The sequence below is a fragment of the Streptomyces sp. NPDC002463 genome (assembly GCF_042889835.1).
Lineage (GTDB): Bacteria > Actinomycetota > Actinomycetes > Streptomycetales > Streptomycetaceae > Streptomyces > Streptomyces nymphaeiformis.
Genome location: NZ_JBIARL010000006.1, coordinates 61,813 through 77,671 on the forward strand (window position 1 = coordinate 61,813; position 15,859 = coordinate 77,671).

General features: G+C 74.2%; 15 protein-coding genes and 1 pseudogene. 5 read left to right on the plus strand and 11 right to left on the minus strand.

Annotation, left to right across the window (positions count from 1 at the left end; all coding sequences use genetic code 11):
• Positions 1 to 58: 58 nt before the first annotated feature.
• Together ACFYX3_RS14280 and ACFYX3_RS14285 are read right to left on the minus strand one after the other, a co-directional pair.
• Positions 59 to 769, minus strand: a complete 711-nt coding sequence (locus ACFYX3_RS14280) for an NPP1 family protein (protein WP_389013189.1) — start codon at positions 767 to 769, stop codon at positions 59 to 61.
• Positions 770 to 1,006: 237 nt separating this feature from the next.
• Entirely contained in the window at positions 1,007 to 1,579 is a 573-nt protein-coding gene (locus ACFYX3_RS14285) for a TetR/AcrR family transcriptional regulator (RefSeq protein WP_389012536.1), read from the minus strand.
• A 79-nt stretch (positions 1,580 to 1,658) separates the two neighbouring features.
• On the opposite strand from ACFYX3_RS14285, the gene ACFYX3_RS14290 reads away from it, so the two are divergent.
• The 3 genes and pseudogenes from ACFYX3_RS14290 to ACFYX3_RS14300 all read left to right on the plus strand — a co-directional run bounded on the left by ACFYX3_RS14290 (position 1,659) and on the right by ACFYX3_RS14300 (position 4,500).
• Positions 1,659 to 2,831 carry an FAD-dependent monooxygenase gene (locus tag ACFYX3_RS14290; RefSeq protein ID WP_389012539.1) on the plus strand — a complete coding sequence of 391 codons (1,173 nt, stop codon included), beginning with the start codon at positions 1,659 to 1,661 and terminating at the stop codon, positions 2,829 to 2,831.
• Positions 2,828 to 4,091: pseudogene (gene mgt, locus ACFYX3_RS14295) on the plus strand (macrolide-inactivating glycosyltransferase); the annotation flags it as partial. The gene ACFYX3_RS14290 and the pseudogene mgt, both read left to right, overlap by 4 nt.
• Before the next feature lie 10 nt (positions 4,092 to 4,101).
• Entirely contained in the window at positions 4,102 to 4,500 is a 399-nt protein-coding gene (locus tag ACFYX3_RS14300; RefSeq protein WP_376588068.1) for a DUF4440 domain-containing protein, read from the plus strand.
• Between the two features lie 57 nt (positions 4,501 to 4,557).
• On the opposite strand, the gene secD is transcribed toward ACFYX3_RS14300, so the two are convergent.
• A complete protein-coding gene (gene secD, locus ACFYX3_RS14305; RefSeq protein ID WP_389012543.1) occupies positions 4,558 to 6,846 on the minus strand; it encodes a protein translocase subunit SecD in 2,289 nt (762 codons plus the stop codon).
• A 145-nt stretch (positions 6,847 to 6,991) separates the two neighbouring features.
• Positions 6,992 to 7,483, minus strand: coding sequence for a hypothetical protein (locus ACFYX3_RS14310; protein ID WP_389012546.1), 492 nt, complete (start codon positions 7,481 to 7,483; stop codon positions 6,992 to 6,994).
• Between the two features lie 198 nt (positions 7,484 to 7,681).
• Between ACFYX3_RS14310 and ACFYX3_RS14315 the strand changes: the two genes are divergently transcribed.
• Positions 7,682 to 8,368, plus strand: a complete 687-nt coding sequence (locus tag ACFYX3_RS14315) for a lysophospholipid acyltransferase family protein (RefSeq protein WP_389012549.1) — start codon at positions 7,682 to 7,684, stop codon at positions 8,366 to 8,368.
• A 15-nt stretch (positions 8,369 to 8,383) separates the two neighbouring features.
• On the opposite strand, the gene ACFYX3_RS14320 is transcribed toward ACFYX3_RS14315, so the two are convergent.
• Complete coding sequence (locus ACFYX3_RS14320) at positions 8,384 to 8,812, minus strand: DUF4345 domain-containing protein (protein ID WP_389012552.1); 429 nt, start codon at positions 8,810 to 8,812, stop codon at positions 8,384 to 8,386.
• A 58-nt stretch (positions 8,813 to 8,870) separates the two neighbouring features.
• On the opposite strand from ACFYX3_RS14320, the gene ACFYX3_RS14325 reads away from it, so the two are divergent.
• On the plus strand, positions 8,871 to 9,479 hold the full coding sequence (locus tag ACFYX3_RS14325; protein ID WP_389012555.1) for a TetR/AcrR family transcriptional regulator: 609 nt from the start codon (positions 8,871 to 8,873) through the stop codon (positions 9,477 to 9,479).
• Positions 9,480 to 9,497: 18 nt separating this feature from the next.
• On the opposite strand, the gene ACFYX3_RS14330 is transcribed toward ACFYX3_RS14325, so the two are convergent.
• The 6 genes from ACFYX3_RS14330 to ACFYX3_RS14355 form a co-directional block, all read right to left on the minus strand.
• The gene (locus tag ACFYX3_RS14330; RefSeq protein WP_116163105.1) at positions 9,498 to 10,421 is read right to left on the minus strand and encodes a glutaminase; all 924 of its coding nucleotides are present in this window, start codon (positions 10,419 to 10,421) and stop codon (positions 9,498 to 9,500) included.
• The gene (locus ACFYX3_RS14335) at positions 10,418 to 11,542 is read right to left on the minus strand and encodes an enoyl-CoA hydratase/isomerase family protein (protein WP_389012559.1); all 1,125 of its coding nucleotides are present in this window, start codon (positions 11,540 to 11,542) and stop codon (positions 10,418 to 10,420) included. Before ACFYX3_RS14335 ends, ACFYX3_RS14330 begins: the two co-directional genes overlap by 4 nt.
• Positions 11,543 to 11,809: 267 nt before the next feature.
• Positions 11,810 to 12,493, minus strand: a complete 684-nt coding sequence (locus tag ACFYX3_RS14340; protein WP_389012561.1) for a GNAT family N-acetyltransferase — start codon at positions 12,491 to 12,493, stop codon at positions 11,810 to 11,812.
• Positions 12,494 to 12,781: 288 nt separating this feature from the next.
• Positions 12,782 to 13,483, minus strand: coding sequence for a ribonuclease H (locus tag ACFYX3_RS14345; protein ID WP_376588046.1), 702 nt, complete (start codon positions 13,481 to 13,483; stop codon positions 12,782 to 12,784).
• 66 nt (positions 13,484 to 13,549) lie between these two features.
• Positions 13,550 to 14,467, minus strand: coding sequence for an AAA family ATPase (locus tag ACFYX3_RS14350; protein ID WP_389012566.1), 918 nt, complete (start codon positions 14,465 to 14,467; stop codon positions 13,550 to 13,552).
• Between the two features lie 4 nt (positions 14,468 to 14,471).
• On the minus strand, positions 14,472 to 15,680 hold the full coding sequence (locus ACFYX3_RS14355) for an RNA ligase (RefSeq protein WP_389012569.1): 1,209 nt from the start codon (positions 15,678 to 15,680) through the stop codon (positions 14,472 to 14,474).
• Positions 15,681 to 15,859 lie beyond the last annotated feature (179 nt).

The following is a 15,859-nucleotide window of genomic DNA, read 5'->3' on the forward strand; positions in this document are numbered from 1 at the left end:
GGGTGCCGCCCCGCCGGCGACGGCGGGGCGGCATCGGGGCATATTCATCCCTTCGTGATCAGGCGTACGGATCGAAGGGGATCCCGGCCGGCTTGGCCTTGGCGAGGTGCGCGGCGAAGTTCCCGTCCTTGAGGCCGAAGACCGCGCTGCCGAAGTCGGCCTGGGTGAGCTTGTCGCGGATGCCCGCGGGGTAGCCGTTCCAGCCGACCAGGCTGGGGAACTGCCAGGTGTGCTGGTGGTTCTCGGGCGGTTCGTCGTTGGAGTTCGCCGGGCGGAAGCAGTGGGTGCCGATGCCGTCCTTGTGGTAGACGACCTTCGGGTGGGTGCCGTCCCAGCGGATCTTGTCGCGGCCGTAGATGTCGAAGTTGCCGTGCGCGGAGGTGGAGACGTACCGAGCCTGGTCGTTCTGCACCCAGACGACCACGTGCTCCCAGTCGTGGCGGTGTCCGCCGAGGCTGCTGCCGATCACCGCCTGGTCCTTCTCGAAGTAGAGGCCGTAGATGATCGCGCACCAGCCGTTGTTGCATTTCTCGCGCGCGTACCCGTTGGTGTTGGTGAGGTCCGAGGCGTCATGACACTGGCCGTTGAGGGCGCCGGACGGGTTGAGGCCGCCGTTGAGCGTCCCGTCGGGGCCGATGGCGGGGGTGGGGTAGCAGCCGTCCGTGTCGTAGTCGTAGGCGGGCTGGAAGGTCTGTTCCAGGCCGTCGGCGTTGGCGGGCAGGGCGGTGGGCGGTGCGGCGAGCGCGCTGCTCGGCAGGGCGATGATCAGCGCGAGGGCGCCGGCGAGGGCGAGGGTGCCCCTGGCGGCGTACGCGGGTGTCTTCACTGCGTCCCCCTGGGTCGGTGGGCATGGGCCGAGCGCATCTTGGCATGCACACTCCACATACGCGAGGGTGCCCGAGCCCGCCGGACGAGCCTTCACCCGACAGCCGTTTCCGGTTGGCCGCCCCACCGCGACACGGCCACCCCCGCACTCACCGCAGCGCGGCCACCCCTGGTCCCACGCCTACCGCAGCGCGGCCGCGACCAGGCGGCGGACCTCCTCGGCGGAGACCGCGCCGCCGTTGACCAGGCGGTCGAAGACCAGTCCGTCCACACAGGTGAGCAGGGCGACCGTGCGCGCGCGGGCGTCCGCGAGGCCCTGAGCGGCGAGGAAGCCCTCGACGGACCGCCGGGGCACGTTGTCGCGCGGCACGAGGATCTCCCGCAGCTCGGGCCGGTGCACGCTCTCCAGCGCACAGGCGTAGCGCGCGAGGGAACGCCGGCGCCCCTCCCCCGTGAGCCGCAGCCCGGCGAACGCCGTGAGCCCGGCGACGAGTTCCTCGGCGTCGCGCGGCGCACCCGCCCGCCGCCCCGCCTCCTGGATCTCGGCCTGGTCGCGCTCGACGAGGCGGAGCACGAGCGCGGTCAGGAGCGATTGGCGGGTGCGGTGGTACGCGGACGTCGTGCCGGGCGGCAGGCCGGCGGCCCGGTCTACCGCGCGATGGGTGAGCCCGCGCATGCCGTGGTCGGCGAGGACCTCGATGGCGGTGTCGGCGAGGAGGGCCCGCCGGGTGGCGGCGGAGGCGTGGGCGGACATCCCTCCTTTCTACACCTGTAGAGGGAAGGAGTACGGTTCTTCTACAGCTGTAGAAGAACCGTACGGAGGGGTGTCTGTCATGGACGGCGGGAACGCGGTGGTGGTCGGTGGCGGGATCGGGGGCCTCGCGGCGGCGATCGGGCTGCGGCGGGCCGGCTGGGAGGTGACCGTCCTCGAACGCGCCGCGGCCCTCGGCGACGCCGGCGCGGGCATCTCCCTCCACGCCAACGGCATCCGCGCCCTGGACGCGCTGGGCGTCGGCGCGGCGGTACGCGCGGCCGCCCGGCCTCAGTACACCGGCGGCACCCGCGTCCCGGGCGGCGGCCGGCTGGCCCGGATGGACGGGGCCGCCCTCGAACGGGCGCTCGGCACCCCGATCGTCGGGATCCCGCGCGCCATCCTGCACCGGCTGCTGCGCGCGGCGCTGCCCGCCGGGTGCCTGGCCGTCGGGGCGGAAGTGACCTCCCTGGACGTGGCCGCCCCGGACCGCGTGGGCGTGGTCACCGGTGCGGGGGTACGGGAGGCGGATCTGGTGGTGGCCGCCGACGGCGTGAACAGCACCCTCCGCACCCTGCTCTTCCCCGGCCACCCGGGGCCGGCGTACAGCGGCTCCACCGTCCTGCGCGCGATCACCGACGCCCCCGTTCCGCTCGCGACCGACTTCGAGCTGACGTGGGGCCGGGCTGCCGAGTTCGGGCACATCGCCTTCGCCGACGGCCGGGCCGAGTGGCACGCCGTGCTCAACTCCCCGGCAGGCGTGCGCCATCCGGACCCGCTGGGCGTCCTGCGCCGCCGCTTCCGGGACTGGCACGAGCCGATCCCGGCCCTTCTCGCGGCGACCCGCCCCGAGGCCGTGCTGCACCACGACATCCACGAACTGGCCACTCCCCTGCCGACGTTCGTCGCGGGCCGGGTCGCCCTGCTCGGCGACGCGGCCCACGCGATGACCCCGAACCTCGGCCAGGGCGCCTGCCAGGCACTGGAGGACGCGGTGTCACTGGCCGCCGCGCTCGCCACCGCACCCGGCCTCGACACGGCGCTGGCCCGGTACGACGCCGAGCGGCGCCCGCGCAGCCAGTCCGTCGCCCGCGCGGCCCGCCGGGCCGGCCGGATGGGCCAGCAGCTCTCGCATCCCCTCGCCGTCTCCGTACGCAATGCCGCCCTGCGGGTGGCGCCGGACCGCGCGACGCTGCGCGCCGTCCTGCGGCACGCCGACTGGACGCCGCCGAGCCTGAACCCTGGAAATGATTAGACGATACGTATCGTCTCGCCTACGGTGTTCGTCATGACCACCGCTGCCTCTCCCGCGCACATCGCCATGTTCTCCATCGCCGCCCACGGCCACGTGAACCCGAGCCTGGAGGTCATCCGCGAGCTCGTCACCCGGGGCCACCGCGTCAGCTACGCCGTCCCCGCGTCCTTCGCCGAGAAGGTCGCGGAAACCGGGGCGACGCCCGTCGTCTACACCTCCACGCTGCCGACGGACGAAGACCCGGACGCCTGGGGCACCGAGCTGATCGACAACCTCGAACCGTTCCTCGCCGACGCGATGCAGGTGCTGCCCCAGCTCGCCGAGGCCTTCGACGAGGACCGGCCGGACCTCGTGCTCCACGACATCACCGCCTATCCGGCCCCCGTCCTCGCCCACACGTGGGGCGTGCCCGCCGTCTCGCTGTGGCCGAACCTGGTGCCGTGGGAGGGGTACGAGGAGGAGGTCGCCGAGCCGATGTTCGCCGAGCTCAAGGCCTCACCGCGCGGCAAGGCGTACTACGCGCGCTTCGAGGAGTGGCTCCGGGGGCACGGGGTCGACACCCACCCCGACCGGTTCGTCGCCCGCCCCCGGCGCGCGCTCGTCCTCATCCCCCGGGCCCTCCAGCCGCACGCCGACCGGGTCGACCAGTCCGTCTACACCTTCGTCGGCGCCTGTCAGGGCACCCGCGCCGGACAGGGCGAGTGGCAGCGGCCGGAGGGGGCGGAGAAGGTGGCCCTGGTGTCGCTCGGCTCCTCGTTCACCAAGCAACCCGGCTTCTACCGGGACTGCGCCGAGGCGTTCGCCGGTCTCCCGGGCTGGCATGCCGTCCTGCAGATCGGCAGGTTCGTCGACCCCACCGAGCTCGGCGAGCTGCCACCGAACGTGGAAGTGCGCTCCTGGGTCCCCCAGTTGGCGATCCTCCGCCAGGCCGACGCCTTCATCACCCACGCGGGCGCGGGCGGCAGCCAGGAGGGGCTCGCCACCGGCACGCCCATGGTGGCCGTGCCGCAGGCGGTGGACCAGTTCGGGAACGCCGACATGCTCCAGGCCCTCGGCGTGGCACGCCATGTGCCCATGGAGGAGGTCACCCCCGAGCGGCTCCGGGAGGCCGTGCTCGCGCTCGTCGACGACCCCGAAGTGGCGCGCCGCGCACGGGAGATCCAGGAGTCGATGGCCCGCGAGGGCGGCACGCTCCGCGCCGCCGACCTGATCGAGGAGGAGCTCGTCCGGACGGGCTCGGGGCCCCGGACCGAGGCGTAGGGTCCGTGTCATGTCCAAGACCGAGATTGACCAGGTGACCGCCGAGTTCTACGGCGCGTTCGACAACCGGGACGGCAAGGCCGCCGACGTGGACCGGATCCGGCGGCTCGTGCTGCCCCAGGGGGTCATCGTCTGCACCGCGCCCACGTTCACCGCGTACACCGTGGAGGAGTTCATCGAGCCGCGCGAGCGGCTGCTCTCCGACGGGCGGCTCGTCGAGTTCTCCGAGTGGGAGACCACCGAGGAGACGTGGGTCGTGGGCGACATCGCCTCCCGGATCGGCACCTACCGCAAGTCCGGGGTCCTCGAAGGCAGGACCTACGAGGGCGAGGGCACCAAGACGATGCAGTTCGTCCGGACGCCGGACGGCTGGCGGATCGCGGCCCTCTCCTGGTTCGACACGCCCTGACCGGGACGACGGCCCCGCCGCCCCTTCGTACATGAAGGGGCGGCGGGGCCGTCTCCGTCAGACCACGGCTCCCGAGCGCCGGCGCGGCTCGGGGGCGGCCGGTGCCGGGCGCGGGTGGCGGGCCTCGAGGGCCACGGCCAGCGGCATCGCCGTGAACACCGTGGACGCCATGCCCAGGACGACGCCCGCGAGCAGCGCGACGGAGAAGTCCGTGAGCGAGTCCCCGCCGAGCGCCGCGAGCGCCACCAGGACGAACAGCGCCCCCATCCCCGTGTTGACCGTACGGGGCAGGGTCTGGGCCACGGCCCGGTCGGCGAGGTCGGCGAGCGGGACTCCCCCGCCCCGGCGCCGGAGCTCCCGCAGCCGGTCGAGGACGACGACCGAGTCGTTGACCGAGTAGCCGACGACGGTCAGCAGTGCGGCCAGGAAGACGCTGTCCACCGGCTTGCCCAGCCACGCGAACAGGCCGACCACGAGCAGCACGTCCTGCGCCATCGCCGCCACGGCCGCCGTCGCGTACGTCCAGCGGAACCTCACAGTCAGGTACAGGAGTTGTGCCGCCACGGCGAGGCCGAGCGCGAGGAGGGCGTGGGTGCGGAGCTCTCCGCCCAGGCTCGGGCCGATCAGGTCGTCGCGCTCCACCTCCACCGGGCCGGCGACCCGGGTGAGCGCCTCCCTGATCTCCCGCTGCTCGTCGTCCCCGGTCTCCCGGACGCGTACCGAGACGTCGGTGTCGCCGGTGGTCTGCACGACGGCGTCGGGGAAGCCGGCTCGTGCGACGGCGGTACGGGCCGTGTCGGCGTCCACCGGGCGTTCGGCGGTGTACTGGACGACCCGGCCGCCCGTGAACTCGACGCCGAACTCCAGACCCCGCACGCCGATTCCGGCGAGGGCCATGAGCAGCAGTCCGGCGCAGCCGGTCAGCCAGCGGCGCCGGTGCGCCATCAGGCGGGGCACGCGGCGGGTCAGCCGGGTCCGCAGCCTGCCGAGCCCGGCCATGCCGGTCACGGTCGGCCGCCTGCGGACGGCGGACAGGCCGAGGGCCAGGTCGGCGAGCAGCCGGGTGATCACCATCGCGGTGATCAGCGAGGTGAGGACGCCGACGGCGAGCGTCACGCCGAACCCCTTGACGGGTCCCGTGGCGAAGACGAACAGCAGGCCGGCGGCGAGCAGGGTGGTGATGTGCGAGTCCGCGACCGCGCTCCACACCTTGCCGAACGCCGTCGCGACCGGCCGTCGCAGATCCCGCCCTGCGGCCCGGCCGAGCGACGCGTACTCCTCCCTGGCCCGTTCGAAGACCAGGACGTTCGCGTCGACGGCGATGCCGATGGCGAGGACGAAGCCGGCGAGACCGGGCAGGGTGAGGGTGGCGCCCAGGGCGACGACGGCGGCGTACGAGACGAGTCCGTACAGCAGGAGGGCGATCGTGGCGAGGACGCCGAGGAGTCGGTAGACGGCGATCACGAAGAGTCCCGTGCAGGCGAGGCCGATGACGGCGGCCAGGGCGCTGGCCCGGATCGCCTCCGCGCCGAGCGTCGGGCCCACGGTGCTCTGTTCGACCGTCGTCACCGGTACGGGGAGCGCGCCGCCCTCGACGAGCGCCGCGAGGTCGCGGGCCTCCTGCGCGGAGAAGCCGCCGGTGATCTGCGCGGAGCCGCCGCCGATGCCCGGCCCGCAGGGCACGCCCGCCTGCATGCCGGGGGCGGAGACGATCCGGTCGTCGAGGACGATCGCGACGCGGCGGGCCGGGTCCGCCGGGGCGGCGCAGGCGGCGGCGCCGGTCAGCCGGGCCCAGCCGTCCGCGGCGCGGTCGCGGAAGGAGAGGTCGACGGTCCAGCCCCGGCCGGTCGCGGTGTCGAGGACGGCCTCGGCGCCCTTGACGCCGTCGCCGGTGAGGGCGGGTGCGGCGAGGGTGAGGAAGCCGCCGGGGGCGTCGGGGTCGGCCAGGACGCGCGTGCCGTCGGCCGCGGCCGGTCCGGCCGGCCCCCGGGCCGTGCCGGTGACGGCGTGGAAGGTGAGCTGCGCCGTACGGCCGATGGTCTCGGCCGCCTGGCGCGGGTCGCGCAGGCCGGGCAGTTCGACGACGATGCGGCGCTCGCCGGAGCGGGCGAGGGAGGGTTCCGCGACGCCGAGGCCGTCCACGCGCTTGCGGAGCACCTCCAGGGCGCGGTCGGTGGCGGCGGCGTCGGCGCGGGTGGTGGGTCCGTCCTCGGTCTGCAGGACGATGCGGGTCCCGCCGCGGAGGTCGAGTCCGAGGCGGGGCGGGGTGGTCAGGGTGATCCAGAGGGAGAGCGCGACGACGGCGAGCGCGAGGAGCGCGCGCCGGAACGAGGCACGAGAGGACATGGGTTCTCCACGGGCGGCGCACGGCGCGGCCGGGCGCCGCCTGTCGGGAGGGGCGCCCGCCGTCCGTGCGGGACGTACGGTCGGAAGCGCGTCGAGGACCGGCCCGTGGGCATGCCGAGGGCCCGGACGGCGACGCGGGAGGACGTCAGCTGTGCCGGGTGGAGGGTGGACCGCGAGACGCGCGCGGCCGGTGGACGCCGCCGGGCGGCGCCCGCTCACGGCGCGGATCGCCTACGAGGAGCCCCCGCGCGGGTACGGAGAGGTCGGCGTGCGCGACGGGCGGGGCGGCGGGCGGCGCGGGGAACCGCACGGGGTTCTCGACGGCGGCCGGAAGCCCCACGACGGCGGCGGGCGCGAAACGCGGTTCCTGGGAGTGGGCGCGCGGGGCGGCGTGGGAGGGGGTTCGGGGAGTGGTACCGGCTGCCGATCGGCCTTGCGCGGAAGCGCCGGAGGCGGCGAGGCCGGGCGCGGACTCGGCCGAGGGCCGGAGGCCCTGAGCCGACACGCCGTGCGCGGGCACAGCCGGCGTCGCGGCACCCCGCGCGGACGCGTCCGGCGCCGGGGCGAGCAGCAACGACCAGAGCACGCACAGGAGTGCGGGTACGAGGGTCGCGAGGCGTCGTGCGGAGCTCTTCACCGTGCCACCCGCCCCCTCCCCTGGTCCCCGTCCTTGAGGCCCAGCGTAGACGGGGTCCTGGGCGGCGCCGCACCGGGTGCGCAGAGCGGTGAGTACGGGTGCGTGCCCGGCAGTTGAGTACGGATGCTCATGTCCGGGTCCCGGGGCCGCCGGACGATGGTCGCGTCACCGTTCCGCCTCGGATCCAGGGGGCCTCCCGTGCTCAGCCGTATCGCCGCCCACGTCGTCCCGTTCTTCGGGCGGCTGACCGTCACCTCGGACCCCGGGGCCCGGGTCGAGCCGGGCAGCATCCTCGTCGTGAACCACACGTCGCTCGCCGACCCGGCTCTCGTGCTCGCCGCGCTCCGCAGGCGGCTGTCCGTCGAGCCCGTCCTGCTCGCCACCTCGGGCCTCTGGCGGATCCCGGTCCTGGGCCGGGCGCTGACGCGCGAGGGTCACGTGCCCGTCCACCGCAACTCGGCGCGGGCCGCGGCGGCGCTTGACCACGCGGCGGTCGCACTCGCCTCGGGGCGGCACGTGATGCTGTACGCGGAGGGGCGCATCCCGCCGCGCCGGGACGCCGCCGAGAACCCGCCGGAGATGTTCCGTACCGGCCTCGCGCGGCTCGCCCGGGCCACCGGCGCACCGGTCGTGCCGATCGGTCAGGCCGGGGCCAGGCGGATCACCTCGGGCGGGCGGGCGAAGCAGCTCGCGGGCGTGCTCACCGCGCCCGTGCGCAGGCCGGGCCTGCACGTCCACATCGGCGCTCCGCTGCACCTGCCCGACGACGTGGCCGCCGCGACGGAGCTGGCGCACGGGGCCGTGACCGCGGCCTGGCGGGCGGCGGCCGGGGCCCTGGGCGAGCCGGCGGCTCTCGCCGGTGAAGGCCCCCTGCGTCAGGACTGAGTCCCCGACTCCTCGTCAGACGGTCTCGCCCTCGGCCCGCTCCTCCGCGTCCGCCAGCCAGAACAGCAGCGGGGACAGGGCGAGTTCGAGGGCGGCGAGCGCCAGCTGGAACCAGTGGGGCCGTCCTTCGACGGCGAGGGAGAGGAGCCTGCCAAGGGCTCCGAGCAGGAACACGGCGGTGAGCCCGCGCACGGCCGCGGCGGGAATCGGCGACCGTCGCGCCGCCCAGAGCCAGGCGAGGCCGTAGCCGGCGAAGATCGCGCCGAAGAACCGGCCGAGGCTGTCGACCGTCGGGCCGGCCGACGCGGCGCCCGGGATCGCGGCGTTTCCGAGCAGGACGTGGAGGAGTCCGATCGCCACGCAGGCGTACCCCATGGCGAGGGCGAGGCCCCGAAGTGTCTTGGCTCCGGTCATGTCCGCGACCCCCATCCAGTAGACACGCATCCAGTAGCAGGACGAGCGTACGGCCACTTACTGGATGCGTGTCAAGTAGGATGGCGGCGTGCCGCCCCGCAGACGCCTCAGCCCTACCGAACGCCGCGCCCAGCTCCTGGACGTCGCCGCACGGCTCTTCGCGGCGCTGCCGTACGACGAGGTGCGGATGGAAGAGGTCGCCGAGCGGGCCGGGGTCTCGCGGGCGCTGCTCTACCAGCACTTCCCCAACAAGCGGGACCTCTTCGCCGCGCTCTACCAGGAGGTCTCCGAACAGCTGCTCGCGCAGACGCGTCTTGACCCGGCCGACACCCTGGTCGAGCAGCTGACACAGGGTCTGGACGCGCACATCGGGTACTTCGCGGCGAACCGCAACACGGTGCTCGCGGCGAACCGCGTCCTGGCCGGCGACCGGCTCGTCCGGACGATCATCACGGGCGAACTCGACGCCCTGCGCGAGCGTCTGCTCGGTGTGCTGCCGCTCGCCGACGACCGGACCCGGGCGGCCGTGTCGGGGGTCCTGAAGAGCTGGCTGGTCTTCGTGCAGGTGCTGTGCGTGGACTGGCTGACCCACGAGACCTGTACGCGCACCGAGCTGCGCGACGTGTGCGTCGGCGCGGTCGTGGGCGCCCTCCGGCCCCTCCTCGACGAGGACCCGGCCCCCGACTGGCCCCGCTGACCGCCGAGGAGCCGAAGGTCAGAAGACCGACAGGCCCGTGATGGTCGTGAACCGGTCGAGCGCGGTCACGCCCGCCACCGAGTTGCCCCGGCTGTCCAGGCCCGGGCTCCAGACGCACAGCGTGCAGCGGCCCGGGACGACGGCGACGACCGCTCCGCCGACGCCGCTCTTGCCGGGGAGCCCGACGCGGTAGGCGAAGTCCCCGGCCGCGTCGTAGGTGCCGCAGGTGAGCATCACGGCGTTGACCTGCTTGGCCTGACTGCGGGTCAGCAGGCGGCTGCCGTCGGCACGGAGCCCGTGCCGGGCCAGGAAACCGGTGGCGAGGGCGAGGTCGGCGCAGGAGGCCTCCAGGGAGCACTGGCGGAAGTACTCGCTCAGGAGGTCGGGGACGGGGCCCGTGATGTTGCCGTAGGAGGCCATGAAGTGGGCGAGGGCCGCGTTGCGGTCGCCGTGGGCCGCTTCGGAGGCGGCGACGCCGGCGTCGAAGGCGAGGTCCGGGTTGCCGCTCTCGGCACGCAGGAAGTCGAGCAGGCTTCCGGAGGCGTCGCCGGTCAGGCGGTGCAGCCGGTCGGTGACGACGAGGGCGCCGGCGTTGATGAACGGGTTGCGGGGGATGCCGTGCTCGTACTCCAGCTGGACGAGGGAGTTGAACGGGTCGCCGGAGGGTTCCCGGCCGACATGGGCCCAGAGCGCCTCGCCCTCTCCGGCGAGGGCGAGCGCGAGGGTGAAGACCTTGGTGACGGACTGCGTGGAGAAGGGGCGCTGCCAGTCCCCCACTCCGTAGACCGTGCCGTCGAGTTCCGCCACGGCCATGCCGAAGTCGCGCGGGTCGCCGGCCGCGAGGGCCGGGATGTAGTCGGCCGGGGTGCCCCGGTCGGTGAGTTCCGCGATCTCCTCGGCGATGCGGTCGAGGACGGGCTGGAAGGAGGTGTTCGCGGTCACGCGCCGGCCCGCGTTCCCGGGTCGGTCGCGGACCCCGCGGCGGCTTCGGCGGCCGCACCGGACCCTGAAGCCGCGGCCAGGCCCAGGTCGCCGCCGGCCGGCGCGTCGAAGTAGCGGGCGACGTCGGCCTCCGTGACCTCGGCGAGGGTGGCCGGGGTCCAGTGCGGGTCGCGGTCCTTGTCGACGACCTGGGCGCGGATGCCCTCGACGAGGTCGGGGGTGGAGAGGGCCGCGCAGGAGACGCGGTACTCCAGGTCGAGGACCTCCTCCAGGGTGGCGAGGGCCCGGGAGCGGCGGAGCGTGGCCAGGGTCGCCTTGAGGGCGGCCGGGGACCTTCCGAGGAGGGTCTCGGCCGTCTCCTTGGCGGAGGGTACGCCGGTGTCGAAGAGGCGCTCGACGATCTCCTCGACGGTCGGGGCGGAGTAGCAGGCGTCGATCCACTCCCGCTGCTCGGCGAGGACGCCCGCGGGCGGGGCGACCGCGTGGCGGGCGAGGGCCTCGTCGGCGGGCAGCCGCGTCAGGTCGCGGGCCAGGGCGGGGAGTTCGGCGGAGGGTACGCAGGCGTCGGCGAGGCCCGCGAGGATCGCGTCGGCGGCGCCGGCGTGGGCGCCGGTGAGGGCGAGGTGGGTGCCGAGTTCGCCGGGGGCGCGGCCGAGGAGGTGGGTGCCGCCGACGTCGGGGACGAAGCCGATGCCGGTCTCGGGCATGGCGACCCGGGAGCGCTCGGTGACGATCCGGACGGAGCCGTGCGCGGAGACGCCGACGCCGCCGCCCATCACGATGCCGTCCATGAGGGCGACGTAGGGCTTCGGGTAGCGGGAGATGCGGGCGTTGAGCCGGTACTCGTCCCGCCAGAAGGCCGCGGAGGCGGAGCCGCCGGCGCGGGCGTCGTCGTGGATGGCGCGGATGTCGCCGCCGGCGCAGAGGCCCCGCTCCCCGGCGCCTTCGATGACGACGGTGGTGACGGCCGGGTCGTGCTCCCAGTCGGTGAGCGCGCCGTCGACGGCGAGGACCATGGCGTGGGTGAGCGCGTTGATGGCGCGGGGCCGGTTGAGGGTGATGATCCCGGCGCGGCCCTCCGTCCGGAGGAGCACGTCGGGAGTTCCGGTCGGCACGATCACTCGGTCCCTTCGGGTGGCACGACTCACTGACCCGGCCACCGTACCGGGAGGCGCGAGCGGCACCGAAGGGCGGGAAGGACTCATCCGCTTCTCGCGGATCCTGATTGCACGGTGCGCGGTCCTGTGACGGCCGCTACTCCGCGTCCTCACACCGAGTCCTTCCCGTCACCTCCATGGAACCACCGGCGGGACGGGGGCGCGAGCGCCCGGCGCGCGCACGGGACGCGGGTCACCGGGTGACCGCGTCCCGTGCGTCCCCCCGGTGCCTCAGGCGGGCAGCAGGTCCTGCGGGATGCGCACCTGCCGGGGGGTGGAGAGGCGCAGTTCGATGATGTCCCGGACGGTGGGCCATTCCTCGTCGAGGATCGAGTAGAAGGCCGTGTCGCGGACGGCGCCGTCGAGGCCACGGGAGTGGGCGCGACGGATGCCTTCGCAGGTCGCTCCGAGGCGCTCGATGGCGATTCTGGAGCGGGTGTTGCGGGCGTCGGCGCGCATGGAGATGCGGCGGACGCCCCAGGCCTCGAAGGCGTGCCGGAGCATGAGGTACTTGGCCTCGGTGTTGATGCCGGTGCCCCGGGCGTCGCCGGCGATCCAGGTGTTCCCGATCTCGGCGGCGTCCGGGACGGCGGTCAGCGGATCGCCGTGGGGCATGCCGGGCACGGGCGGCCAGATCAGCGGGCCCCGCCAGTAGTCGAGTTCGAGGAAGCGGGTCGAGCCGATGACTCTCTCGTCGGCCGTACCGACCAGGGCGAAGGGCAGGCAACGGCCTGCCGCCTGATCGGCGAGGGCGCGGGCGATGTAGTCGAGGGCCGATTCGAGGCCATCGGGTACGGGGGTGAAGGCGTAGGCCGATCGGTCCGCCCCGCCGGCCCGGGCGAGGGCTTCGGCGTGCCGCATCGCCAGCGGCTCCAGGCGCACGGAGCGCCCGGTCAGGAGAACAGGTACTGGCACGGGTCCTCGGGTCTTTCACGGGCAGGGACGACCACCACCGCGGAGAGGCCGCGGCGGCAGCAGGAGGGAGGTTCTCGCCCGGTGCCGATTGTGTCGTGAGAACGACAAATGAGCAGGTAAAACGGTTCGCCACCGGGTGCGAGGAGGATCAGTATGCAGCCACAACCGCTCCGAGAACAGAACCCGGGGAGAACCTGCGTCCACGCGAGGGTGAAGCCTGCCGTCCGGCGGGGTCGACCGGTCTCACGGGCCGGACGGGGCCGCCCGCCAGTCGGACGGCCCGTCGGTTCAGACGCAGGTGGGATGGCCCCAGCCGTCGGAGTTCTTCGCGATGGTCTCGCCCTTGTCGTAGGCACGACCACAGCGGCAGCGGCCCGGGAATTTCGCGTTGAGGGTGCCGCCGGACGGGCGAGTCCTGCGGGCGGAGCCCCCGCCGGCGCTCGCGGAGCCCTTGCGGGGCGCAGAGGAGCGCGCTCGGGGCGTGGAGGCGCGCGTGGCGGGCTCCGCCGGGGGCAGTTCGGCCCCGGCGGCGGAGTCGAGGGGCTCCTGGGTGCGGGCGGAGTGGCTGGCGGCGCGGTCGGCGGCGTCGTTGAGCGGGTCGCCGTCGACCTGGTGCGCGGGGACGTACACGAAGTCGACGTCCCGGCCGGTGAGCAGCTCGTCGATCCGTACGACCAGGTCCTTGTTGGCGACCGGGGTGCCGGCGGCGGTCTTCCAGCCCTTGCGGCGCCAGCCGGGGAGCCAGGTCGTGACGGCCTTCATGGCGTACTGCGAGTCCATGCGGACCTCGGCGGGCACCGCGGGGTCGAGGGCCTCGAGGAGGCGCTCCAGGGCCGTGAGCTCGGCCACGTTGTTGGTCGCCCGGCCGAGGGGTCCTGCCTCCCAGCGGTCGATCGCTCCGTCGGCGCGGCCGATGACCCATGCCCAGGCCGCGGGGCCGGGGTTCCCCTTCGACGCGCCGTCGCACGCCGCGATGATCTTCTCCACCATCCCACGATCCTGACACGGCGGAGGGGGTGGGCGGTCCCACCCCCTCCGCCGCACGGCCGGGTCCGGTCAGAAGGCGCCGTAGTTGACCTGCCAGGTGGGCAGGCCCATCCGGCGCCAGAGGGCGACGACGCGGTCACGGTCGTCCAGGGAGACCCGGACCGCGTACCGGTGGCGCACATGGGCGTCGAAGAGTTCCGCCTTCACGAGGTCGTCGCCGCGGCCGTCGCCGGAGGCGCGCATCCACAGCTCGTCGTAGGGCACCTCGTGCCGGGCGAGCCAGCTCTCGGTGAGGGCGCGGTGGTCCTCGCTGCGCCCGGAGAGCAGGACGATCCGGTCCCGCTCGGAGTGCCGGAAGGCCCGCAGGGCGTCGCGGACGGAGGGGTTGATCAGGTCGCGGTCGCAGCGGCTGAAGTCGTACGGGCCCCGGTCGACGCGCAGCGCGAGGGTACCGTCGATGTCGCACATGACGGCGGTGGGGAGGCTCGGGTCGGGGACGTAGGGCTCTCCGACGGTGGGGCGGTCGTTGAGCCAGTCCGCGGTGAGCCGCCAGCCGCCCCGGGTGGCCTTGGCGTGCTTGTCGGCGAGGATGCGGATGATCTCCTCGCCGACGGGCCGCTCGCGGGCGGCGTCGCGGCGGACGCACTCGTCGAGGGGTACGTCGGTGAAGTCGTGGACGGCGAAGGTGGCGAGACCGCCCACGGCCGCCTTCAGCCGCTTGGGGACGTGCGGGGTCAGATGGGTGTTGTCGACGACGACGTCGAAGCCGTCGTCGACGGCGGCGCGGACCGCCGCGTCCTGGATGCCGAGCACGGTCTGCTCGTGCTGGTGCGACCGGCCGCGTTCCGGCGAGGGGACGTCGAGCATGGCCCGGAGGTCGTCGAGATTGACGCGCCGCATCCGCCCCTCGGCGGCGGCCTGGAGGGCGCGGGCGGCGGTCGTCTTCCCGGAGGCCGGGAGGCCGGTCATGAGGTGGACGACAGGCACGGTCTCAGTTCTCCTCGTCGTGGGCGAAGGGGTCGGTGGCCTCGGGGCGCAGCTGGCGCCAGACGAGGAGGTCGGTGGGGCGCCCGTCGAGACGCAGGAACAGCAGGGCGCGCAGGGCCCGGTCGGTGAGGCCGGAGGCGGCGCGGGCGAAGGCCGCCCGGTCGTCGGCGAGGTGGGCCAGGCGGGCGTACGCCTCGTCGACGGCCCGCTCGCGGTCGTCCGCGGCCGCCTCGAGGCGGGTGATGACCTCGCGCACCCAGGCGTCGAACTCGTCCGGGACCTGTTCGAGGAGGGCGTCGAGGGGCTTGCCGCCGGAGGCCTCGACGTCGGTGACGGCGCAGCCGAGGCCCTTGGCCAGCTCGCCGGCCGGGAGGGCGGCGAAGCGCTGGATGCCGTGGCTGCGCCAGATGTCCCGCTCGGTGACGCCGGTGAGCACCTTGTGCAGGCGTACGTACTCGCTGAGCTTGGCCTTGGCGCGCATGCCCGAGGCGAAGCGCAGGACGAAGCCCTCGGCGTCGGTGCCGGTGGCCCGTGCGCCGCCGGGGAGGGTGTTGGACTCGGTCAGGGCGACGAGCTCGTCGACTCCCATGGCGGGCCAGGTGCGGACGACGGAGCCGAGCGGCTGCCAGCCCTCGGCGGCCTCGGCGAGGGGGAGCTCGGTGCCGTCCGCGCGGAAGGCGGCGAGCAGCACGAGGTCGCGGCGCTCGCCGTAGTTCACGACGATGCGGTTGCCCGGGTAGAGCATCTCGGCGAGGTAGGTGACGCCGGGGGTCAGGCCCGTGGTGTCGGCGGCGTCGAGGCGGCGCTGGGCCCAGGTGGCCTGGCCGCTGGTGAAGGAGCCCTTGGAGGCGACGTGCCAGCGGTCGGCGTAGTGGAAGACGACGGCGAGGCTGCCGTCGACCTTGTCGTAGACCTCGAAGGGCTCGTCGGGCAGCGGGGGCGCGTAGGGGCGGCCGCCGGCGTGTTCGGAGAGGTTGAAGAACTTGGGGAGGGGGAGCGCGACGATCCGCCCGGTCGTGTCGTCGGCGACGAGTCCGCGGCAGCGTGTGGTCACCCGGTTCCAGACCTGGGCGTACTGGCACGCGCGCGTGTACGTGTAGATCGACAGCGGCAGCTCGGGGTGGTGCTTGCGTGTGACGTGCCCGTTCGCGAGTGCGGCGGCGAGCTCGTCGGACGGCATCAGGTCGTGGAGAGTCAGGGTCGCCTGGCTCATGGGGTCCCTCCCGTGTGTTCGATGATCCATTCTCGGGGCGGGACGGCCGGGCAGAACAGCGAATTTCGTGGCGGGGAGCCGCCGGAGGGTCTGTCGGGCGGACTCCCGAGCCCGGGCGTGTCGGTGGCGCCCCGTAGACTCGCCGTCTGCCCGTCGGTGACGGAACCGGCCCAGACGAA